We start from the raw sequence: 23,598 nt of genomic DNA, 5'->3' as shown, positions 1-23,598 counted from the left end.
TTTCATGCGGTTTTTACGGGCGACCTGAGAATCGCATGAAATAGTCAGTATGGAAGAGAATTAATTATGTCTGAGTCACAAGCTGTATCCCATCAAAGCGACCCGGTCAAGCGGGCACGTCTGCGGTGGCGGGCGAGGCGCGGTTTGCTGGAAAACGATTTGATCTTGACGCGTTTTCTGGATGCCCACGAAGAATCCCTGACAGATGAAGAAGTGGATGCCTTCAGTCGTCTGATGGAGTTGCCGGACAATACATTAATGGATCTGATCATGGCTAAAAAGCAGCCAGAAGCCGAGGTCGATCTGCCTCATGTCCATGCTTTATTGCTACGTCTGCAAACGGCGTAAGTCAATTTGATTTTTGTGTTTTTTTGATTAACGACTCACCTCTTATCTGAAGGAAGAGCCATGACAAATTCTGAAACAAAAGCCACCCTATCTTTCTCTGATGGCTCGCCAGCACTGGAAATGCCGATCTACAAGGGCTCTATTGGTCCTGACGTGATTGACATCCGTAAACTGTACGGCGCTACTGGCATGTTCACGTACGACCCGGGTTTCATGTCCACGGCAGCCTGTAACTCTTCCATCACCTACATCGATGGCGACAAGGGTGAATTGCTGTATCGCGGTTACCCGATCGAGCAACTGGCAGTGAATGGCGGCGATTTCCTGGAAACCTGCTACCTGTTGTTGAATGGCGAATTGCCAAATGCAGATCAAAAGAAAGAATTTGTAGCGACTGTCACCAATCACACCATGGTGCATGAGCAGATGCAATTCTTCTTCCGTGGTTTCCGTCGTGATGCCCATCCTATGTCGGTACTGGTAGGTACAGTCGGTGCTTTGGCATCGTTCTACCATGACTCACTGGACATCAATGATCCGCATCACCGTGAAGTGTCGGCGATTCGTCTGATCGCCAAGATGCCTACACTGGTTGCGATGGCTTACAAATACTCTATCGGCCAGCCGTTTGTGTATCCACGCAATGACCTGTCCTATAGTGCCAATTTCATGCACATGATGTTCTCCACACCATGTGAACCATACAAAACCAATGAAGTACTGGTACGTGCGCTCGATCGTATCCTGATCCTGCACGCTGATCACGAACAAAATGCATCCACGTCCACCGTGCGTCTGGCGGGTTCCTCAGGGGCAAATCCATTTGCCTGTATCGCTGCCGGTATCGCCTGTCTGTGGGGTCCTGCCCACGGTGGTGCAAACGAAGCGGCATTGAGCATGCTGGAAGAAATCGGCAGCGTCGACAATATTCCTCACTTCATCGCGCAGGTGAAAGACAAGAATTCTGGCGTCAAGCTGATGGGCTTTGGTCATCGCGTCTATAAAAACTATGATCCACGTGCCAAACTGATGCGCGAAACCTGCTATGAAGTCTTGCAAGAACTGGGTCTGCAGGACGATCCGCTGTTCAAGTTGGCGATGGCGTTGGAAAAAATTGCTCTGGAAGACGAATACTTCGTCAGCCGCAAGCTGTATCCTAACGTTGACTTCTACTCTGGTATCGTACAGCGCGCACTGGGTATTCCAACCGCCTTGTTCACCGGTATCTTCGCTCTGGCCCGTACAGTAGGCTGGATCGCTCAGTGGAAAGAAATGATTTCTGACCCAGAACAAAAAATTGGCCGTCCTCGTCAGTTGTTTGTTGGTGCCGCCAAGCGTGATGTGCCACCTATCGACAAACGTTGATTAACAAAGCTTGATTCAGGAATTAATGCAGAAGTTAATGTAGAAAAGTTAATGCGGAAGTTAATTTTTTAATCAGCTTTGATGTTGTAAAAAGCGAGTCTTTACGACTCGCTTTTTTTTTCTTCATTAAATATGCTATGCTTCGGCACGAAAGTGATTTTTACATATAACTTTCGCGATTAAATCAAAAGTCATATAAAAAGAGCATGATTTTTGATTGGATCACGAGGATAGTTTGAATAAGCCCTTCCCCACAACTTGATGTGCAATCCGCTAACCGGTCAGGCCGTGTCGCGGAAGGTTAGATTAACCCGCTAATCTCGCGAAACGCGAAGAAAGGTGAGCAAGATGATGCAACAATATAACGCTAACTCGTACTTGTTCGGCGGCAATGCGCCGTACGTAGAAGAACTGTATGAAGCGTATCTGAATAATCCCGGTTCTGTTCCTGAAAATTGGCGCGCATACTTTGACGCCATGCAAAATGTGCCTGCGGTCGATGGCTCTTCCAAGCCCGACGTTGCGCATGCTCCCGTCATTGCCTCCTTTGCTGAACGCGCCAAACAAGGCCCGATTCGCACAGTCAATGCCACAGCCGATGCTGAAATGGGACGCAAACGCGTCGCTGCCCAGCAACTGATCGCGGCATATCGCTTCCTTGGTAGTCACTGGGCCAATCTGGACCCGCTGCAACGTCAGGAACGTCCAAGTATTCCGGAACTGGAACCCAGCTTTTATGGCTTTACTGATGCCGATATGGATATCCATTTCAACATCAGCAACACCTATTTCGGACCAGAAACTGCATCATTGCGCGACCTGTTGAATGCCTTGCGTGATACGTATTGCCGTTCTATCGGTGCCGAGTTCATGTACATCAGCGACCCGACTGAAAAGCGCTGGTTGCAACAAAAACTCGAAGCCATCCGTTCTACACCATCCTTTTCCCTGGAAAAGAAAAAACACATCCTTGACCGCCTGACGGCAGCCGAAGGCCTGGAACGTTATCTGCACACCAAATACGTGGGTCAGAAGCGTTTCTCCCTGGAAGGTGGCGAAAGCTTCATTGCTTCCATGGATGAAACCATCCAGCGTGCCGGTGAACGCGGTGTGGAAGAAATCGTTATCGGTATGGCCCACCGTGGCCGTCTGAACGTACTGGTCAATACCCTGGGTAAAATGCCTCAGGATCTGTTTGCCGAATTTGAAGGCAAACACGGTGACGACCTGCCAGCTGGCGACGTTAAATATCATCAGGGCTTCTCGTCCGATATTTCCACTCCAGGCGGCCCGGTGCATTTGTCCCTGGCGTTCAATCCGTCCCATCTGGAAATCGTCAACCCTGTGGTTGAAGGTTCTGTCAAGGCACGTATGGACCGTCGCGGTGACAAAGATGGTTCACAGGTTCTGCCTATCCTGGTTCACGGCGATGCCGCGTTTGCAGGGCAGGGCGTGGTCATGGAAACACTGAACTTGGCGCAAACGCGCGGTTATGGTACAGGTGGTACTGTGCATATCGTCATCAATAACCAGATCGGTTTCACGACTTCCGATCCACGCGATTCCCGTTCTACCCTGTATTGCTCCGACGTTGTCAAAATGATCGAAGCACCGGTATTGCACGTCAATGCAGATGATCCTGAAGCCGTTGTTCTGGCGACCCAGATCGCTCTGGATTACCGTATGGAATTCAAGAAAGATGTCGTCGTCGACATCATCTGTTATCGCAAACTGGGCCACAACGAGCAAGATACACCTGCATTGACTCAGCCTTTGATGTACAAGAAGATTGGTCAGCATCCTGGCACACGCAAGATGTATGCAGACAAGCTGGCAGCGCAGGGTACCATTCCTGCCGATGGCGGCGATCAGATGATCAAGGCTTACCGTGATGCCATGGATGCAGGCAAGCATACGCATGATCCGGTTATTTCCAACTTCAAAAACAAATATGCAGTTGACTGGATTCCTTTCCTCAACCGCAAATGGACAGATGCTGCTGACACCGCAGTGCCGTCCACTGAACTGAAGCGCCTGGCCGAGCGTATTACTACTGTGCCTGCTGGCTTCAAACCACATAGCCTGGTAGAAAAAGTTCTGGGCGACCGCGCTACCATGGGTCGTGGCGAAATGAACCTGGACTGGGGTATGGGCGAGCATCTGGCCTACGCATCCCTGGTATCTTCAGGTTATGCAATTCGTTTGACAGGTCAGGATGCAGGTCGCGGTACTTTCGTTCATCGCCATGCAGTCTTGCATGATCAAAACCGTGAACGCTGGGATGCAGGCACTTATATTCCTCTGCAAAATATTTCTGACAAACAGGCACCGTTCACCGTTATCGATTCCGTCTTGTCTGAAGAAGCGGTACTGGGCTTTGAATACGGCTATTCCACTGCTGAGCCAAACACGCTGACCATCTGGGAAGCGCAATTCGGTGACTTCGCCAACGGCGCACAAGTCGTTATCGATCAGTTCATCAGCTCTGGTGAAGTGAAATGGGGTCGTGCATCTGGTTTGGTCATGATGCTGCCGCATGGTTATGAAGGCCAGGGTCCGGAACATTCATCCGCACGTCCTGAACGCTTCCTGCAACTGTGTGCTGACAACAATATGCAAGTGGTTCAGCCAACGACAGCAGCGCAGATATTCCATCTGTTGCGTCGTCAGATGATACGCATGTTCCGTAAGCCACTGGTCATCATGACACCGAAATCCCTGTTGCGTAACAAGGATGCAGGTTCACCATTGTCCGACCTGGCCAAAGGCAGCTTCCACACCGTTATCGGCGAAGTGGATGAAAAAATCGATGCGAAAAAAGTCAAGCGCGTGGTCGCCTGCTCAGGCAAAGTGTATTACGACCTGGTTAACTCCCGTAAAGAGCGCGGCCAGACAGACACGGCAATTATCCGTGTTGAACAGTTGTATCCTTTCCCGCACAAGAGCTTTGTTGCCGAACTGAAAAAATTCCCGAACATGGCGGAATTGGTCTGGGCACAAGATGAGCCGCAAAATCAGGGACCATGGTTCCAGATTCAGCACAATATTTTTGAAAGTCTGGAAGAAGGTCAAAAACTTGCTTATGCAGGTCGTCCAGCCAGTGCATCGCCAGCTGTCGGTTACTACGACAAGCACTATGCACAACAAAAAGCATTGCTGGAAACGGCATTTTCCAAACTCAAAGGCTTTGTCCTGACCAAATAATGACGCGATGCGACATCAGAAGCTGATGTCGCATCTGGCTACCCGAATCGGAGAGTAAAAAATGGCAATTATCGAAGTAAAAGTTCCTCAGTTATCTGAGTCCGTCGCAGAAGCAACCCTGTTGTCCTGGCATAAAAAAGTTGGTGAATCTGTCGGTCGTGACGAAAACCTGATTGACGTTGAAACAGACAAAGTTGTACTGGAACTGCCAGCACCTGACGCTGGCGTGATTACACAAATCATCAAGGGCGATGGCAGCACTGTTGTCGCCGGTGAAATCATCGCTATTCTGGATACTGATGCATCTGCAAAAGTAAGCCCGATGGAAGTATCCGCTGCTCCGGTAGCAGTTGCCGCTGCTGCATTAGCACCTGCTGCTGATGCCAAGTCTTCTGCTGGCGTAGCAATGCCGGCAGCAGCAAAAATCCTGTCGGAAAACAATCTGACTGCAGCACAGGTTGACGGTTCCGGCAAAGATGGTCGCGTTACCAAGGGTGATGCACTGGTAGCAGTAGCCGCCAAACCTGCCGCTGCACCAGTTGTTGCACCTCTGGCCGCACCTGCAGCAGGCAAACCAGCCCTGCAACAAGTTGCCGCACCAACGATCGCCAGCCTGGGTGACCGTCCGGAAGAGCGCGTACCGATGAGCCGTCTGCGTGCACGTATCGCTGAACGTCTGGTGCAATCGCAATCCACCAACGCGATTCTGACCACCTTCAATGAAGTCAACATGGCACCTGTCATGGACTTGCGTAACAAGTACAAAGACAAGTTTGAAAAAGAACATGGCGTGAAACTGGGCTTCATGTCCTTCTTCGTCAAGGCTGCTGTTGCTGCGTTGAAAAAATACCCTATCATCAACGCATCTGTTGATGGTAATGACATCGTCTACCACGGTTACTTCGACATCGGTATCGCAGTTGGTTCCCCACGCGGTCTGGTAGTACCTATTCTGCGCAATACGGATCAGATGACGATTGCTGAAATCGAGAAGAAAATCGGCGAATTCGGTGCCAAGGCCAAAGACGGTAAACTGACCCTGGACGATCTGTCTGGTGGTACGTTCTCCATCTCGAATGGTGGTACTTTTGGTTCCATGTTGTCTACACCTATCATCAACCCACCACAATCCGCAATTCTGGGCGTACATGCGACCAAGGACCGTGCCGTGGTTGAAAATGGCCAGATCGTTATCCGTCCTATGAATTACCTGGCAATGTCTTATGACCATCGTATCATTGACGGTCGTGAAGCTGTTCTGGGTCTGGTGGCAATGAAAGACGCGCTGGAAGATCCGGCCCGCCTGTTGCTCGATCTGTAATTCAGATTCAAAGCAAAGCGAGAATCATTCCGTGAATATCGCTGACGAAATCAAACGTCTGCATGAACTGCATCAGGCAGGAGCCCTGTCTGATGCAGAATTTGCCCAAGCCAAAGCCAGATTGCTGGCTACTGGCGACACTTCTGCTTCCGGTCCTCATCAAAATCTGGGTTTCGACCAGTTGAATCAATTCCGCCGGTCAAAAACTGACCAGTGGCTGGGTGGGCTCTGCGGTGGGCTTGGCAAGTTTACCGGGATGGAATCCTGGATCTGGCGTTTGATGTTTGTCTTTTTCAGTCTTTATTTCGGTGCTGGCGTGGTCGCTTATTTGCTGGCCTGGATTTTTGTGCCGGAAGAAGAGTGACTACACGATATTTCACGTTATTTTTCGATATCTCGCGATTTAGTCAATCCATACCTATCAGGATATTTTCATGAGCAAACAATTTGACGTTGTCGTTATCGGCGGTGGCCCTGGCGGCTATATCGCAGCAATCCGTGCTGCACAACTGGGGTTTTCCACGGCCTGTATCGACGCCTGGAGCAATGACAAAGGCGGCCCGGCACCTGGCGGCACGTGCACCAACGTAGGTTGCATTCCATCCAAGGCGCTGTTGCAGTCTTCCGAACATTATGAACACGCTGGTCACGCATTTGCTGATCACGGTATTCAGGTGCAGGGCCTGGGCCTGGATGTCGCCAAGATGCTGGGTCGCAAAAACACCATCGTCAAGCAAAACAATGACGGCATCCTGTTCCTGTTCAAAAAGAACAAAGTGACTTTCTTCCACGGCCATGGTTCGTTTGTTAAAGCTGCCGATGCCGCTGGTTATGAAATCAAGGTTGCTGGCAAGACAGAAGAAACCATTACCGGCAAGCACATCATCCTGGCTACTGGTTCCAACGCACGTGCCTTGCCAGGCGCAGCGTTTGATGAAGCGACTATCCTGTCGAATGACGGCGCATTGAGTATCGCTGAAGTGCCGAAAAAACTCGGTGTTATCGGTGCTGGTGTCATCGGCCTGGAAATGGGTAGCGTCTGGCGTCGTCTGGGTGCAGAAGTGACAGTACTCGAAGCATTGCCGACTTTCCTCGGTGCTGTGGATGAGCAGATCGCCAAAGAAGCGCATAAGCTGTTTGTGAAACAAGGCTTGTCCATCAATCTGGGCGTCAAGATTGGCGAAATCGTCAACGGCGGTAGCGATGTGACCGTCAACTATACTGACGACAAGGGCGCTGAACACAAAGCAGTATTCGACAAGCTCATCATTTCCATTGGTCGCACACCGAACACGAATGGCTTGAACGCAGAAGCAGTTGGCCTGCAACTCGATGAGCGTGGTTTCATCGCTGTTGATGGTGACTGTAAAACCAATCTGGCGAATGTCTGGGCCGTGGGCGACGTGGTACGTGGTCCTATGCTGGCACACAAGGCAGAAGAAGAGGGCGTTGCTGTTGCCGAGCGTATCGCCGGTCAGCATGGTCATGTCAACTTCAATACCATTCCCTGGGTAATCTACACATCTCCGGAAATCGCATGGGTAGGTCGTACCGAGCAGCAACTGAAGGCTGATGGCGTGGCTTACAAAGCAGGTACTTTCCCATTCATGGCGAATGGCCGTGCGCGTGCCCTGGGTGATACTTCAGGTATGGTCAAGTTCCTGGCGGATGCAACGACAGATGAAATCCTGGGTGTGCATATTGTTGGCCCTATGGCTTCCGAACTGATCGCTGAAGCTGTTGTGGCGATGGAATTCAAGGCATCGGCAGAAGACATCGCCCGTATTTGCCACGCACATCCTTCTTTGTCTGAAGCGACTAAAGAAGCAGCGCTGGCAGTGGACAAACGTTCATTGAACTTCTGATCGTTCTTCGTCTGCCATCAGAGGCGCAAGAGGCATGGCCTCGGCACCTCTGATGACAGCGCACTGCTGTGCGCCCGGACCCGGTTTGACAGGGGCGGGCGTATAGTAGTTTCACCAGACTGCCAGATGGCAGCTAATGCAGCAAAGACCTATTTTCCCTCATGAATGTCATAGAGTTTTATCAGGATGCATTGAGTCAGCGTGGTTTTCAGGCTGATGAAGCACAAAGACGCGCAGTAGACCGCCTGCAGACTGCCTATGATGAATGGGTGGAATACAAAGGCAAGCGCGCGAATAAATTTACCCGTCTCATCACCCGTCCGGAAGTGCCGCGTGGCGTCTACATGTGGGGTGGCGTTGGCCGTGGTAAATCCTTCCTGATGGACAGTTTTTTTTCGGTTGTTCCAGTGGTGCGCAAAACCCGCCTGCATTTCCATGAATTCATGCGTGGCGTGCATCGCCAGCTGGATGAAATGAAAGGCGTCGCCGACCCCCTGGATGAAGTGGCGCGCAGGATCGCCAAGAAATACCGGCTGATTTGTTTTGACGAATTTCATGTGTCGGATGTTGCCGATGCCATGCTGCTGTACAACCTGTTGAAAGCCCTGTTCGACAATGGCGTGTCATTTGTCATGACCTCCAATTACCAGCCAGATACCCTGTACCCTGAAGGCCTGCACCGCGACCGTATGTTGCCCACGATTGCCTTGCTGAAAGAAAAACTGGATGTCCTGAATGTGGATTCCGGCAATGATTACCGCAAGCGCGCCATGGAACAGGTGCAGGCTTACCTGACGCCGCTGAACGCTACAACCGACCGTTCCTTGCGCGATGCATTTGCCCGTATTGCAGAAACCAATGATGAAGATCCACGCGTTGATATTGAAGGGCGTAACCTGAAATCGCTACGACGTGCCGGCAGTGTCATCTGGTTTGATTTTGCTACCCTGTGTGGCGGACCACGGTCACAGAATGATTATCTTGAAATCGCCAGCCGCTTTCATACGGTCATCTTGTCTTCCATCCCGCGCATGTCGGCCGCCATGTCGTCCGAGGCGCGTCGTTTTACCTGGCTGATCGACGTGTTTTACGATAACAAAGTGAAGCTCATCATGTCGGCAGAAGTGATACCCGAGGAACTTTATACCAACGGTACCCTGTCGAATGAATTTCACAGAACCGTTTCACGTATCATAGAGATGCAGTCCAAGGAATACATGGATGCCGATCAGCGCCAACTTGCGGAGAGTATCACTTGATTAAAAACTTCCTGACTATCTGTGTTGCCGTATTGCTCCAGCTGGCACTGAGCAGTCCAGCAGCGGCTGTCCCGGACAGCAATGAATTGTCTGCGATTGTCGGATTGACGGCAGCGCTCGATCAAAAATATGCGCCAGGCAGTATCACCACTGGTACGACGGCTGATGTCGCCCTGAAAGAAGCCACGGCGGCACAACAGCGTTTGCAAAGTTGGTATGAGCAGGCTGAAAAGGCATGTCACAACAAATTTTTTGTGAATGACTGCCTGGATGATACCAAGCAGCAGCGTCGGCAATATATCGTCGTCCTGCAAAGAATTTCGCTGGAAGCCAAAGCCCTGCAACGTAAATTGCACATAGAACAACTGGATCAGGAGTTGCTGCAAAAGCAGGCAAAACCTTGAAACCATGAGTACGCCCGCTGCTTTATCGCAGCCGGCCTGTTGCTTGAAATCTAATCAGCCCCGACATGTTCGGGGCTGATGCACATCAGGCACGCAAGTGCCGCTTCAGTGAGAATTCAGTGGGAAATCAGATGAATTTGCCCTGGAATTTTGTAAGTAGTTGTAATGCATTTCATTCACTTTTTCTACATGCCCAGTCGCCGTCAGGCATCCATTCTTCAGGTGTTTTGCTATTGAAATCACCAATTGCATGCGCAAAATAAATCAAGGAACCACGATTGCACCTGAAGTGCAAGTATTGCAAGTTTTTTGAATTTTCCTTACAGTCTGGCGATGGCGCTAAAAGCGCAGAAGAACTAAGGGAATACTATGTGGTTTGTCGGTGGAATCGTCGGTTTTATCATCGGTGTGGCAACGGGGTCTGGCCCCGCCATGCTGCTGTTTGCCGTATTGGGTGGCTTTGTCGGCCAGATGCTAAGCAGTTCCCGCACAAAAACGCCTAAACCATGGAGCGCAAGTGACAATGCGCAGGCGAAACCGGGACAAGCCAAACCAGAAGACCCCCTGACAGAGATGCGCAGGAAAATGGCTGCGATGGAAAATCGCCTGCAAAATCTGGAACGTGAACTGGCTAGCCTGAAAGCCGGTACATCAGGTGCAATTGCGGCAGGCAGCGAGCCTGCTGCGGAAATGCCGGAAAAAGCGTCCGCAATTGCAGCGGCAGCCATCCGTCCCACAGATACCGGTATGGCGATAGCGCAGCCAGTTGCCGCTGTGCCACCACCCATACCTATGGCTGAAGACAGCTTATCCATCGACGACGGCCTGACATTTGAACCGGCACCGGCAATGGCTGCGACCATCACCGGCAAAGATGCCAGTGCTACCGTGCCAGTCAGCAATGACAAGAGTGAGGCTGCGGTAAGTTCTGACGTACAAGTGCCCGCAATGCCTGTGCCGCTAGCTTCTGCCACGCCGGCAGCAATTGCATCGACACCAGTTGTGCTGCCTGTGTTATCCGTCCCACCAGTGCCATCAGGTCCACCAACTCCAGTCAAGCCTGCGGTGGCAAAACGACCTCCGCCACCGCCACCCAAAAGCTTTCGAGAAAGTTTGCCTGCACCGATTGCCAATCTGATTTTCGGTGGCAATACCCTGGTCAAGGCCGGTGTGCTGATCCTGTTCCTGGGCCTGGCTTTCTTGCTGCGTTATACGGCAGAGCGGGTCACGGTCCCGGTTGAATTGCGTTATGCCGGCGTAGCGCTGGTTGGCGTGGTTTTGTTGAGCCTTGGATGGCTACTGCGTAACAAGCGGCGCGATTATGCGCTGATATTGCAGGGTATGGCGATAGGGGTGTTTTATCTGACGACCCTGTCTGCGATGAAAATGCATGCGCTGGTAAGCCCGGAAGCAGGCTTTGGCTTCATGTTTGCGGTGTCGGTATTGAGTGCTGCTCTGGCCGTTTTGCAAAAGGCACCCATGCTGGCCATCGTCGCTGCGCTGGAAGGTTTCGTGACACCGGTGCTGACCTCAACTGGCGAAAACCGGCCGCTGGGCTTGTTTACCTATCTGGCGGTGCTGGATATGGGTATTTTCCTGGTGGCCTGGTTTAATGCCTGGCGCATTCTTAATCTGATCGGTTTTGTCGGTACCTTTACCCTGGCGCTGGGCTGGGCAGACAAGTTCTATACAGACAGTCAATATGGGCTGGTGCAGCCTTTCCTGGTGTTCTTCTTTGTTCTGTTTGCCCTGATCGGCTTGCTGTTTGCGCGACGCACGCTGAAGGAGGCAGAAAACCAGGAAGGACCACTGGCAACCCTGAAGCGGGTGGGGCGTGTCGATAGCGCACTGGTGTTTGGTAACCCGGTCACGGCATTCGGCATGCAGTACATACTGGTCAAGCATACCGAATACGGCGCCGCATTTTCTGCGTTGGCCGTGGGCTTCTTTTATCTGTTGCTGGCCAGATTTGTGTTTTCCAGACAAAAGCAGGGCCTGGCCTTGCTGGCCGAGGCCTATGTCATTGTGGCGGCCATTTTTGGCACGCTGGCGATTCCGCTGGGGTTGGAAGGTACCTGGACTGGTGCTGCCTGGGCGGTAGAGGGGGCAGGCATGTACTGGCTGGGCTTGCGTCAGCAAAGACCCTATGCCCGGGCATTTGCCTATGTGGTGCTGGCTGGGGCCAGCTACAAGCTGCTGAATGGCATTTACCTGAATCCTGACCTGACCGGGCCTTTGTGGCAGGGGCCATGGCTGGGGCCGGTGCTGCTTGCCGTCAGCGTGTTCGTGGTCTGGAATTTGCACAGACGTGCCGACAGCAAGGTCGTTTCAAGCTGGGAAGACGTACCAAACCGATTCCTGCCCTGGCTGGGTGTGGCGGCAATTGCCCTGTTGCCGTGGATGTTGCTGGTGCCGCAGTATGCAGCGGCAGCACTGGCAGTGTTGGCTTTGCTGGTATCGGCAGTGGCGCGACGTTTTGGCTTGCAAGTCTTTGCACCGGTAGCGGCGGCCTTGCAGGCGACGGCGCTGGTGACTTTCCTGTTCACGCTGCACGTGGCAACGGCAGCCAATGTTACCAATGCTGCCAATGTCACCAATAGCAAGGCAGCGCTGGCTGATGGCTGGCATGGCATGCTGGCAGCCCTGATCATTGCGGCCAGTATTTTGTTTACCGCCGGACGTGCGATGCGCGAAACCAGGCAAAAAGCCCAAGAGCAGGGCAAGCCGCCAGCCTGGTCGTATGTAAATAATCTGGCGGTGGTCAGTGGCTGTGCCTTGTTGCATCTGGCGATGTTGTTTGCGCTGGACCTGCATCAGGCTGCACTGATCTGGCCGCTGACATCCTGCCTGCTGCTATGGGCAGGCTTGCGCATGTCGCATACAGCGCTGGCTGGTCTGGCTGCGACTCTGCAAGTTATTTCTGCTTTATTGTATGGTATCGAGATAGATTATTATCATGGCAATCCATTTGCTCATCTGGGCTTCCTGACTCCTTTGTCGCTGGCTGTCTCTGCCTGGTTCAGTGCCGATCGCATACGTGCCGAGGCAGCCAGGATGCGCCAAGTCTTACTGGAACTGGGAAATGTCAGTGCCAGTGCTTCCAATGGTATAGCCGCACGTCCTGTTGCTGCAATATGGCTGAATCCCTGGTGTAGCAGCAAGCTGGCAACCGTGTTGCCGGTTGTCTGGGGGCTGGGATGGTGGCTGTCGGCATGGTTCCCTGAAAGCATGGATGTGCTGCAACATAATGGGCAGTCGGCCTTTGCTGCGACGGTAGCAGTGACTATTTCCATCCTCAGCTCTGTGTTGATGATAGCGCTTGCCAAATGGCGGCGCTGGCCTGCCATGGGCGGCGCGGCTATCGTCTTTTTGCCTTTGTTGATATTCAGTGCCTTGATCGGTGTGTGGGGCTCGCAAACAGCCTATTTGCCATCGGCGCATTTTGGCTGGCTGTTGTGGTCACTGGCCCTGGCCTGGCATTTACGGGCGCTGAAATGGCAGCAGGTGTGGCTGGCAGGCTGGCCGCGTCTGCTGAGTTTGACGCATATCGTCGGCTTCTGGTTCTTCCTGCTGTTGGCAGCAAGGGAAGGGCAGTTGCGCTTTGAACCGCTGGCAGATGCCTGGTCGAGCTGGCCTTTGCTGGGCTGGATACTGGTGCCTGCCCTGGTTTTCTGGTTTATCGGTTCACGCGTGCTGGCAATCATCTGGCCGCTGAATACCTACCGTCGCGCCTATCTGGAACTGGCTTGTGCGCCGGTTGCGCTGTATTTGCTGGGCTGGTGCTGGCTGACCAATGCCTTCAGCGCCGGTGATGCCAGCCCCTTGCCTTACCTGCCCTTGCTGAATCCGCTGGAACTGGGGCAGTGGCTGGTGCTGCTGGCCTTGCTGCACTGGTGGCGCGCTTTACCGTCGGCATCGGTTAAAACCGGCGGCTTGCAGATATCCAGCGTAGTGGCAGCAGCAACTGCGCTGGCCTTGTTGACGGGCATGGTCTTGCGTAGCTGTCACCATTTTGCCGGTGTCGCCTGGGATGCGGATGCCCTGTTTGCATCCCGCCTGAGCCAGGCAGCCGTATCAATTACCTGGGCCGTGTGTGCTGTGGCGGTCATGCTGTTTGGCAATCGTCGCATGTCACGTGGCATCTGGATAGCAGGTGCGAGCTTGCTGGGCGTGGTGGTGGTGAAACTGTTCCTGATCGAACTGGCAGATCGTGGCGGCCTGTATCGCATTGTCTCCTTCATCGGTGTGGGTATTCTGCTGCTGCTTGTCGGGTATTTTGCGCCAGTGCCTGTCAAACCAAAAACTGTCGTGATTGGTTCTGAGGATGAAACCGAATCCCGTCAGGACCGCATATGAACAATGGACGCACAATGAAGATTAGAGCGGTGCTGCTTGCAAGTTGTCTGTTGCTAACCGTGTTGCCCATGTCGCCAGGTTTTGCCGCGACGGTTGGTGTGCAGCAAACGGTCATTACTACTCAGGGTAATGGCCCTTACTATCGCTTGAATTTGCCTGTGGGTATTTACCCCGGTAGCGTGCACCCAGATTTACATGATGTGCGGGTACGAAATGCGGCAGGGGATTTACTGTCTTTTGCCTGGGTCGATACCGAAACCGAAACTGCAGAATTGCGTAGTACCAAGGTGGCACTGTTTCCGCTGCCGGCCGAACAAAGTCTTACTGTCAACACTGCTGGCAGCTTCCGGCAAAATCCGGATGGTTCGCTCACTCAATTGTCTGAGTGGAAGACGGACAGGAAAAAAACGGTCCCCGCCTGGATTCTTGATGTCAGCCAAAGCAAGGGGCAATTGCTGCAAACCAGACTGGAACTGGCTGCGCAAGTTAATGGCCTGTTTGGCTTCAGCCTGGAAGCCAGTGATGATTTGAAGAACTGGCGTTTGATCAGTGCCGATGAACAGGTCATACAGTTACAGCACCAAAATGCCTCGGTGCAGAAACTGGAAATCAGCCTGCACCATGCAACTGCACGTTATTTGCGCCTGCGCTGGCGTGATGCGGAACAAGCGCCAGAATTGCTTGGTGTGACTGTGGATAGCCAGCAGCAAAGCTATACACCGCCGCCTTTGCAATGGAGTGTACTGATACAGCCCAAAGCCTGCAGCAATACCTATTGTGATTATCCGCTGCCGGAAAAAACACCCATAGATAGTTTGCGTTTGCAATTGAGTGAGCCGAATACCCTGGCAACGGTGAGCGTACTGGGGCAGCTACCGCCAGCCCAGAACACGGTTTCATATCGACACCACCATAATCCACTCTATCCCTTGCATGTATTGCGGCATCATAAACAGGTGACAGCGCAGCAGACGGATCGTGAGGTCTGGCTCAACGAAACCCTGGCGTACCGCCTGAGTCTGCCAAATGGAGAGGCTAAATCGCCAGACCTGCTGCTGGATGGTGCAAGTTATAAAGGCTTGCGACTGCAGACTACAGGCCCGGTCAGTTCTTTGGGTAAGCCACCACCTGGAATACAGATCGCCAGTCTGCCGCGCAGCCTGGTATTTTTGGCACGGGGCAAGGGCCCGTACATACTTGAATGGGGTGTGGAAGCAAAAGACGGCGCAGCCTTGCCCTTGCATACCCTGATGCCAAACCTGAAAGCAGCTGAATTGATCAAGGCAGACGACGCCAGCGTAGAAATCGCCAGCCCACCCATCCTTGTTGAAACTGAAAAATCTGCACCGACAGTAGCCACAGCGCCCGCCAAAGAGCACAAACCCTGGCTATGGGCAGCACTGGCTGCTGGCCTTGCGATTTTGGGAGCGATGGTCTGGTCCCTGCTAAAAAGCATGTCTGTCAAGAAGGACGAAATGACAGATGATAAGCAACAAGACAAGTAAAACAAGTGCGTAGCCCCTGATCACAATGGAGCTGTCTTGTCCGGTTTCCATTTCTCTGCATTGATTTAGAACCTGTTCACGGTCTGTAGCGAGCCCGCGTCAACGGGATCAGCTGGGTAAGGGTAACTAAGCGCAGCGCAAAAAGCGGAATGTACACTAGTACATGAGCATTTTGAGCAGCGCATGAGCCCCGCGTGGTCTCTGATTGCGCCCGCGCAGTATGATCGTGAGCAGGTTTTAGAGCTTTTGCAAGCGTTGCAGGGCATTTTGCAGTGTGGCGTCTTGCTTGGCGAAGCAAAAGCGCACGATGCCGGATTCCTTGCTCTGCTGATAAAACGCTGAGACCGGGATGGCAGCTACGCCGATTTCGGTAGTCAGCCAGCGGGCAAAATCCAGTTCCGGCATGTCCGATACAGCCGAATAATCGACGCTTTGGAAATAAGTGCCCGCACAAGGCAGCAGGCGCAAGCTGCTGTTTGCCAGGCCGGCACGAAACAGGTCGCGTTTTTTCTGGTAGAACGCCGATAATTCCAGATAGGGTGCAGGGTTGCCCATGTACTGCGCTAGGCCTACCTGCATCGGCGTATTCACACTGAATACATTGTACTGATGCACCTTGCGAAATTCTGCCATCAGCGCAGCCGGGGCGGCGACATAGCCTATCTTCCAGCCCGTGACATGATAAGTTTTACCAAAACTGGAAATGATATAGCTGCGGGCAGCCAGTTCAGGGTAGCGTGACAGGGATTCATGACGCTGCCCGTCATATACCATGTGTTCATACACTTCATCTGAAGCAATCAAAACATTGGTATCGCGCACGATGTCTGTCAGTGCGGCGATATCGTCCGCATTGAGCACGCTGCCGGTCGGGTTGTGCGGTGAATTCAGCATGATGAGGCGGGTTTTACTGCTGATCGCCGCCTTTACCTTGTCCCAGGGGATGCTGTAACCATTTTCATCCAGTTCCATGCTGACAAAAACCGGAATGCCGCCAGCCAGCCTGATCGAGGGCACATAGCTGTCGTAGGCCGGTTCGATGACAATGACTTCGTCACCGGCATGTACGCTGGCCAGCAATATCGTCAAAATACCCTGGGTGGCACCGGCTGTGACAGTGATTTCGCTGTTTGCATCATAGTCGTGCCCGTATACATCCAGAATCTTGCGGGCAATCTGTTCGCGCAACTGCGGCATACCCGTCATTGGCGGGTATTGATTAAAGTCTGCTGCCATGGCGGCGGCTACTGTTGCCGGCAATGCCGGGTCGCAGGCAAAGTCAGGAAAGCCCTGGCCCAGATTGACTGCCTTTTTTTCAGCCGCCAGTGCAGACATCACGGTGAAGATGGTGGTGCCCACTTCGGGCAGTTTGGATTTGGGAACGAAGCGGGCAATAGTCGTCATCAGTGAAAACAGTCAAAAACAGAAAGAGTCAGTTACTTGGTACCAAACAGGCGATCACCTGCGTCACCCAGGCCAGGAACGATATAGCCATGTTCATTCAGGCAGTCATCTATCGATGCAGTGACAATCGCGACATCCGGATGGGCGGCCTGCATCACCTTGATGCCTTCGGGGGCGGCCAGCAGACAGACGAATTTGATGCTGGTCGCACCACGCAGCTTCAGGCGTGCAATGGCAGCAGCGGCAGAATTGCCGGTCGCCAGCATGGGGTCAACCACGATGACCAGGCGTTCTGCGATGTCTTCCGGTACTTTAAAGTAATACTCGACCGGTTCCAGGGTTTCCGGGTCACGGTACAGGCCGATATGGCCAACGCGCGCATTTGGCAGCAAATCCAGCATGCCATCCAGGATACCGTTGCCGGCACGCAGTACCGAAATCACGCACAGCTTCTTGCCGCTGATGGTAGGGGCATCAATGGTAGTGATAGGTGTTTCTATCTTGACCAGTTCGATAGGCAGGTCGCGTGTTACCTCATAGGCCAGCATCTGGCTGATTTCACGCAACAGGCGTCGGAAGTTATCTGTCGGCGTGTCTTTGCTGCGCATCAGTGACAATTTGTGTTGCACCAGCGGGTGTCTGATTTCGGTAACGTTTTCGTTCAAGATAATTCTCCGGCAATGTTAGGTTACCCGCTATTTTACGTCCCTCCAGCCTTAAGGGAAACGGATAAAACAAGAATTGAGGCGTTTTTCTACTTCTGCTCCGGCCATCGTCAGTTTTTTCTTCATTGATAATTCAGGATAAGAAGTTCCGGCATGGCAGGGCCCGCGATGACGGCGAACGACTATCAAATCAGGAGTGCAGAATGGACAGCAATCAAGCCTTGTTAAATAAATTATCTTTGGGAGACTACTCCCTCGATCGCCATGGCGACCGTAAAGACGATTATTTGCCACCGGAAGAGGCCATCGAGTCCAATGTCCGCATTGACGTGAAAGGTATTCGTGAAGCCATTGCGCGGGTAGAAGCGGAGGCACGTGCCACTGTTGCAGCCGAAACCAGACTGAAAGCAGAAACCCAGGCCCGGGCACTGGCAGAAACCAGGGCACAGGCCGAAGCCGAAGCCGCCGAACTTGCGCAGCGCAAACTCGCACTGGAGCAGGAAGCCGCTGTCGGTACCCAGGCAAAACTGATGGCAGAGCGCCAATCGAATGCGGCCAGTCAGGCACGTATTGCCGCCACCGCAGAAGAAACCAGGAACTTGCAGGAAAGGGCGCAGATGGAATCCCGTGCCCGTGAACAGTCCGAACTGCGCACAAAAATGGAACAGCAGGCCATGGAAAAGGCCGAGAAACAATACAAGGCAGAATCCGAACTGGCTTCGCAGGCCCATGCCGAAGCACAAAAACTGGCAACACAAACCACGAATGCCAGGAACTGGGCAGCCGAGCGTTTTGCTGCATCCCAGTCTGCCCGCCAGCAGGCAGAAGAACGCGCCCGTGCCGATGCACGCATTACTGAACTGGCCCGTGAACGTGAAAAACAGGAAAGAGAAGCCCGCGAAACCTCAGAAATGCTGGCCAAGGTACGTAGCGAATCCCTGCAAGTCAGCAAGGAACGTGATCAGGCAGAAGCCATGGCGCTGGAATATGCCATCAATCGCGCTCCGGTCGAAGTGCGTGCCCGCGAAGATGCCCTGACTCGTGTTGCATTGGAGCAAGAGCAAGAAGCCATCGCCCATGCCCGTCTGGAATCTGAAAAAAGAGCGGCTGAAGCGATACAACTGCGCATGCAATCGGAAGAAGAGTTGCGTATCGCTGCGGCCCGTCGTGAACAGGCTGAAATGATCGCCGCAACCACCGCGCAAGCGAGACGCGATGCCGAAGACAGAATCCGCATGGTGACCGAATCCCGCATTCGTGCCGAGCGTGATCTGCAATCGACTGCCATGAGCCGTATAGAAAACGAGCAACAGGCCGATTTGCAAGCCCGTGCCCGTCAGGAAGCCGAATCCGTCTTGTCCGAAGAAGCCCGTCAACGCCGTCTGGCAGAAAAAGAAGCGACAGAAATCGCCCGCCAGCGCGCAGCAGAAGAACAGCGTGCTGCCAAAATGGCACAAGAACGTGTGGAAATAGAACGTGCTGCCGTGCAGGAAGCGCGTGAACAGGCAGACTCTGAGCAACAAGCCCTGAGCGCCAGTGCCTTCCAGGCAGAACTCTTGAAAAGAGCCAATCTGGCATCGGCAGAAAAAGCCAAAAAAGCCAAAGAATTGATGTTGGCTGAAAAAATGCGGGTAGAAGCAGAGCAAAAAGCCACTGCCGCCTTGCAGGAAAAACTCGATGCTGAGCGTAAAAAGACAGAAGAGACAGAAGCATTGGCAAGAGCAGACCAATCACATGCCGAACTGCTGCGCCTGCAAGAGCAGGCAGAACATGCCCGTCGTGTAGCCCAGGAATCAGAATGTGTTGCAGAAAAACTGAACCTGGAAAAAACCATGGAGCAGGTGGAATTGCAGCAAAAAATGGCAGCAGCAGCTGCCAGGAAAAATCACGATGCGACCGAGTTTCTGCGCGTCCAACAGCAACGCACTAATGATGAGGTGAAAGCGATGGAACTTCAGGAAGAAAAATTACAGGCAGAACGCCGCCGTGCCCAGGCAGTGCAGCAAGTGCTGAAAGCGACCCAGGAAAAACTGCTGCTGGAACAGGCCGCAGAACAAGAGGCGGAAGCAAGGCTGCGCACCGAAGAAGAAGCCATGGCGATCGCCATCGCTAAAGAGCAGGCAGAGCGCGAAGAAAGACTGGCGCTGGAAGCAACGCTGGAAGCAGAGAAGTCTGAGCTGGAACAAACCGAATTGCAAAAAGAAATGCAATGCAAGGCAGCAAAGGTTGCTTTGCTGAAAAGCCATCAGGCTACAGAAATGGCGCGTGCCGAGCAAATGCATCTGGAAGCTGAAAAACAGGCGGCAAGGGCCGCACAGGAAAAACTGGAAGCAGAAAAATCGGCAGCAGAACATGTCATTGCCCGTGCCCATGCAGACCGTGAACACGTCAACGTCCTGAATGCCCGTCAGCAGCAAGAAGCCGAAGCACGCGCAGCACGTCAAACCATGATTGCTGCAGAGCAAATTCGTTTGCAAAAGATGCAGGAACATGCAGAGCTGCAAAAGCAGTCAGCTGTGCTGGCGCAAAGCAAGGCAGTTGAAGCAGAAGAATTGGGCAAGACACTGAAGCTGCGTGCCGAATCAGAACAAAAAGCCCTGACCCTGGTACAGGAAAAACTGGAAGCAGAAAAACGCCTGACAGCAGAGTGGCAAGCCAAGGCAGTCGTAGAACAAGAACAGCGTGACCAGCACCTGGCCAGACTGCAATCCGAACAAGCTTTGCGCACCGCCATGGAAGCCAAGGTCGCAGAAGAGAAAAAACTGCTGGAACAGAATAATGAACAGGCGAGGGCAGAGCAACAGGCTGCCACCGCAGCCGGTGCCCGCGTAAAGGCAGCGACGCAACTGGCGAAACTGGAACAGGAAAAAGCCAAGTCCCAGCAACAGGCGGCGCAGGCACTGGAAGAGCAAGCCAGGCTGGAAAAACAAAAGGCAGAAGCTGCACTGGCAGAAGCACAGGCTGCCACAGAAAAGCTGGAAGCGGAAAAAATTACCACTGCCGCTGCTACTGCCAGGGCAACTGCAGAACAACAGCATGCCCAGGCTGCAAGCGTTCGTGCCAGGGCCGAGCAAGAAGCCAAAGAAGTGGCAGATGCCAAACTGCAGGCTGAACAGGCATTGCAAGTGCAGGCGCAAGCCTATGCCGCCAGCCAGCACCGTGCGCATGAACTGGTGATAGAAAAGAACCGCAAGCTCGCGGAACTGGATCAGGTATTGCAACAACGCCTGGCAGATGATCAGTCTTTGCTGGAAAACACGGAAGCAAAACTGCTGGCTGAGCAGGACGCACATCAGCAAGTGCAAAGCCGTCTGGCCAGCGAAACCGAAGCACGCCAGTTTGCCGAAGCCCGTGCCCGTGCAGAACAGATCATCCGTGTTGCAACTGAAGCGACACTGGCATCAGAAAAAGCCCTGTTCCATGAACTGGCTGCCCATGCAGATGCCCAAAAACTGGTGGCAGAATTACTGGCGCAACGTCTGCAACAAGAGCAGGAACTGCTGGCTACCCAGCAATTGCGCGCAGATGCCGAGCAAGCCGTACTTGCCAGCCTGACAGCCAAACAACAGGCAGAACTGGCCGCAGCTACTGAAGCACAAGCCCGCCTGGCAGCCGAACAGGAACAATGCAAACTGATAGAAGCACGTAAAGTAGCGGAAGCGCAAGCCCGCCAACTGGCAGAGAAATTCAATGAAACAGAAAAACAATGGTTGGCACAATCGGCTGAAGAAGCGCTGATCAAACGTCAGGCTGCCGCTGCACTGGAAGAAAAATCTGCCCTGTTGCTCGAATTGAGCCGCGCCGGTCAAGAAAAAATCGCGACTGAACAAAAAATCAGCGCCGAATTGCAAGCCAAACTGGAACAGGAAGAAATCGCAGAAGTTGCCCTGCAAGCCAAGCTCGATACAGAGCGTCAACTGGCAGAAGCCGCCGCCGCGCGCGCCACCAAGGAGCAGCAGGCACTTGAAGCTGCTTTGCGGATTGCCAATGCCGAGCAAGTTTTGCTGTCCCGTTCTGTAGAGCACGCCGAAGCCCAGCGCATGGCCGCAGAAGCAACAGAAACCAGATTGCGCGAAGCAGAAGCACTGACTGTTACTGAAAACCACCGCGCTGCCTGCGAGCTCGAAGCCCTGAGCCTGGTTCAGCAAAAACTGGCAACAGAACAAAAAGCAGCGCAAGAAGCTGAACAACGCAAACTGGCGGAACAGGAATATCTGAGCCTGTGCGAAATCCGCGCCAATGCTGAACAAGATGCGAATGTCGCCATTCAGGCCAGATTGCAAAGTGAAAAAGAAGCAGCAGAACTGGCCAATGCACTGGCCGTATCTGAACAACAGGCAACTGAACTGGCACAGGCCCGTGCCATCGAATTGTTTGAATTGCAGCAGGCAGAGCAGCAACGTGCCACACTGGAACAGCGCGAAATTATCGCTATCCAGCAACAGAAACAGGTGGAAATGGATAGCCTGCAACTGAAGCAGGAAGCCCTGCGCCTGATCGAAGACAAAATGGAAGCCGAACGCCTGATCATGATGGCGTCGGAAGAGCGTGTACAACTGGAGGCCGAACTGGCAGCGCAAAGTGCGCAAAGGGTTGAGCAACTGATCATCGCCAACGCTATCGAACAAGAAAAACTGACGCTGGAACGTGAGTTGGCTGCCGCCACCGCATTACAAATCGCCACAGACGAAGAAATTTTGCCCGCATTGCGTGAAAAATTACTGGAAGAAAGCCAGATTGAATCGCTGGAAGCCCAAAGACTGGCGCAAGAGCAGGCATTGGTAGCGGCCATCGCTGAACGCGTAGCTCAAGAACAGGCCTTGCAGGTACAACTGGAACAACAACTGGCCACCGAAGCAGCATTGCAGGAAGAGTTCCAGCGTCAGGTAGAAGCTGCACAGGCACAAACCCAGGCAAAAGAACAGGAATTAGCCGCCGCCAAAACCACACGCCTGGAGCAAGAACAAGCCTTGCAAGCGCAATTGGAACAACAACTGGCAGCGGAAGCTGAATTGCAACTGACATTGCAGGCAGAACTGCAACGTCAGGTAGAAACAGCACAGGCACAAACCCGGGCAAAAGAGCAGGCGCTGGCAATAGCGATGGCAAAACGCCTGGAAGAAGAGCAAGCCTTGCAGGCACAACTGGATCAGCAAGTTGCAGCAGAACATGAGCTGCAAGCCATGTTGCAAGCCCGTGGTCAGGAAGAAGCACAGGCACAGGCATTGATCGCCCAGGCACTGGCATCTGCCAAAGCATGGCAAGAACAAAATGCTTTGCAGATCCAGCAACATCAGGATGAATTGCAGGCAGAAGCAGAATTGGCCAAACAGACTCTGGAAGCGGAACATCAAGAGGCAGAACAACTGGCACAGGCATTGATCAGCAAACTGCTCAACAATAGACACCAGTCAGAAGAATGGCGTCAGCAAGTCGAGCAAATTCTGGCGACTGCACCAATTGACGTGGCATATGATGCACAGGCACAGCAGCAGGAAGAAGTGCAAAAACGCTTCCGCCTGCGTCCATCAGTAATCGCTGGCCTGATACTGTGTGCCGGAATTGTCGGAATTGCCGGGTTTGCCGGTTTCAGCAATATCGGTGTCGCTGGTACTGCTGCCAAAGCGGTAACACAAGCGATGACGCAAAAGACTGCTGCCCTTGAACAAGCCGCTCCGGCAGCAAGTCAAAAACTGGAACCAGGCATGCACATGAGTTATGAACTGAGTGCACCACAAACCGAAACACCGGCGCAGGCTGAAGAAAAAAGCAAGCCGGCTACCCAATTGGCTATGGTGACTGGTCGCATGTAAAGCAGAGATCGTTAATTGATAGAGTACTAGTGAAAAGATCCCGGGTGACCGGGATTTTTCACATTCAAGGCACCAGTGCGTCAGCATCC

At 53.0% G+C, this 23,598-nt stretch carries 13 protein-coding genes; 11 read left to right on the top strand and 2 right to left on the bottom strand.

Annotated features, from left to right (window positions below; all coding sequences use genetic code 11):
* Nucleotides 1–66: 66 nt before the first annotated feature.
* The 10 genes from H8L32_RS01895 (at nucleotide 67) to H8L32_RS01850 (ending at nucleotide 15,627) form a co-directional block, all read left to right on the top strand.
* Nucleotides 67–348: an FAD assembly factor SdhE gene (locus tag H8L32_RS01895; protein WP_186945461.1), complete on the top strand. Its 282-nt coding sequence runs from the start codon at nucleotides 67–69 to the stop codon at nucleotides 346–348.
* Nucleotides 349–408: 60 nt separating this feature from the next.
* A complete protein-coding gene (gene gltA / locus H8L32_RS01890) occupies nucleotides 409–1,713 on the top strand; it encodes a citrate synthase (protein WP_186945460.1) in 1,305 nt (434 codons plus the stop codon).
* Between the two features lie 348 nt (nucleotides 1,714–2,061).
* On the top strand, nucleotides 2,062–4,917 hold the full coding sequence (locus H8L32_RS01885) for a 2-oxoglutarate dehydrogenase E1 component (RefSeq protein WP_186945459.1): 2,856 nt from the start codon (nucleotides 2,062–2,064) through the stop codon (nucleotides 4,915–4,917).
* A 61-nt stretch (nucleotides 4,918–4,978) separates the two neighbouring features.
* Nucleotides 4,979–6,238, top strand: coding sequence for a 2-oxoglutarate dehydrogenase complex dihydrolipoyllysine-residue succinyltransferase (gene odhB, locus H8L32_RS01880; RefSeq protein WP_186945458.1), 1,260 nt, complete (start codon nucleotides 4,979–4,981; stop codon nucleotides 6,236–6,238).
* A gap of 31 nt (nucleotides 6,239–6,269) precedes the next feature.
* On the top strand, nucleotides 6,270–6,602 hold the full coding sequence (locus H8L32_RS01875; RefSeq protein ID WP_186945457.1) for a PspC domain-containing protein: 333 nt from the start codon (nucleotides 6,270–6,272) through the stop codon (nucleotides 6,600–6,602).
* A 70-nt stretch (nucleotides 6,603–6,672) separates the two neighbouring features.
* Nucleotides 6,673–8,103 (top strand): dihydrolipoyl dehydrogenase, encoded by a 1,431-nt coding sequence (gene lpdA, locus H8L32_RS01870; protein WP_186945456.1) that lies wholly within the window; start codon nucleotides 6,673–6,675, stop codon nucleotides 8,101–8,103.
* A gap of 161 nt (nucleotides 8,104–8,264) precedes the next feature.
* Nucleotides 8,265–9,362 carry a cell division protein ZapE gene (gene zapE / locus H8L32_RS01865; RefSeq protein WP_186945455.1) on the top strand — a complete coding sequence of 366 codons (1,098 nt, stop codon included), beginning with the start codon at nucleotides 8,265–8,267 and terminating at the stop codon, nucleotides 9,360–9,362.
* Nucleotides 9,359–9,766 (top strand): hypothetical protein, encoded by a 408-nt coding sequence (locus H8L32_RS01860; protein ID WP_186945454.1) that lies wholly within the window; start codon nucleotides 9,359–9,361, stop codon nucleotides 9,764–9,766. Before zapE ends, H8L32_RS01860 begins: the two co-directional genes overlap by 4 nt.
* A 369-nt stretch (nucleotides 9,767–10,135) precedes the next feature.
* Nucleotides 10,136–14,122, top strand: coding sequence for a DUF2339 domain-containing protein (locus tag H8L32_RS01855; protein WP_186945453.1), 3,987 nt, complete (start codon nucleotides 10,136–10,138; stop codon nucleotides 14,120–14,122).
* Nucleotides 14,123–14,136: 14 nt separating this feature from the next.
* Nucleotides 14,137–15,627, top strand: coding sequence for a DUF3999 family protein (locus H8L32_RS01850; RefSeq protein ID WP_186945452.1), 1,491 nt, complete (start codon nucleotides 14,137–14,139; stop codon nucleotides 15,625–15,627).
* Nucleotides 15,628–15,864: 237 nt separating this feature from the next.
* Here the strand turns inward: H8L32_RS01850 and H8L32_RS01845 are convergent, their stop codons facing one another.
* Nucleotides 15,865–17,031: a pyridoxal phosphate-dependent aminotransferase gene (locus tag H8L32_RS01845; protein ID WP_186945451.1), complete on the bottom strand. Its 1,167-nt coding sequence runs from the start codon at nucleotides 17,029–17,031 to the stop codon at nucleotides 15,865–15,867.
* Nucleotides 17,032–17,063: 32 nt separating this feature from the next.
* Nucleotides 17,064–17,696: a uracil phosphoribosyltransferase gene (gene upp / locus H8L32_RS01840; RefSeq protein WP_186945450.1), complete on the bottom strand. Its 633-nt coding sequence runs from the start codon at nucleotides 17,694–17,696 to the stop codon at nucleotides 17,064–17,066.
* Between the two features lie 203 nt (nucleotides 17,697–17,899).
* Between upp and H8L32_RS01835 the strand changes: the two genes are divergently transcribed.
* Entirely contained in the window at nucleotides 17,900–23,509 is a 5,610-nt protein-coding gene (locus tag H8L32_RS01835) for a hypothetical protein (protein ID WP_186945449.1), read from the top strand.
* Nucleotides 23,510–23,598: the final 89 nt, after the last annotated feature.

Origin of the sequence: Undibacterium hunanense (assembly GCF_014284335.1) — a bacterium.
GTDB lineage: Bacteria > Pseudomonadota > Gammaproteobacteria > Burkholderiales > Burkholderiaceae_D > Undibacterium > Undibacterium hunanense.
The sequence above is the reverse complement of the archived record's forward strand: the minus strand, read 5'-3'. Positions and strand labels throughout refer to the sequence as shown.

Coding starts and splice junctions, on each gene's coding strand:
- gltA (WP_186945460.1), top strand. CDS start 409: ATGACAAATTCTGAAACAAAAGCCACCCTATCTTTCTCTGATGGCTCG.
- odhB (WP_186945458.1), top strand. CDS start 4,979: ATGGCAATTATCGAAGTAAAAGTTCCTCAGTTATCTGAGTCCGTCGCA.
- H8L32_RS01850 (WP_186945452.1), top strand. CDS start 14,137: ATGAAGATTAGAGCGGTGCTGCTTGCAAGTTGTCTGTTGCTAACCGTG.
- H8L32_RS01845 (WP_186945451.1), bottom strand. CDS start 17,031: ATGACGACTATTGCCCGCTTCGTTCCCAAATCCAAACTGCCCGAAGTG.
- H8L32_RS01895 (WP_186945461.1), top strand. CDS start 67: ATGTCTGAGTCACAAGCTGTATCCCATCAAAGCGACCCGGTCAAGCGG.
- H8L32_RS01855 (WP_186945453.1), top strand. CDS start 10,136: ATGTGGTTTGTCGGTGGAATCGTCGGTTTTATCATCGGTGTGGCAACG.
- zapE (WP_186945455.1), top strand. CDS start 8,265: ATGAATGTCATAGAGTTTTATCAGGATGCATTGAGTCAGCGTGGTTTT.
- H8L32_RS01885 (WP_186945459.1), top strand. CDS start 2,062: ATGATGCAACAATATAACGCTAACTCGTACTTGTTCGGCGGCAATGCG.
- lpdA (WP_186945456.1), top strand. CDS start 6,673: ATGAGCAAACAATTTGACGTTGTCGTTATCGGCGGTGGCCCTGGCGGC.
- H8L32_RS01835 (WP_186945449.1), top strand. CDS start 17,900: ATGGACAGCAATCAAGCCTTGTTAAATAAATTATCTTTGGGAGACTAC.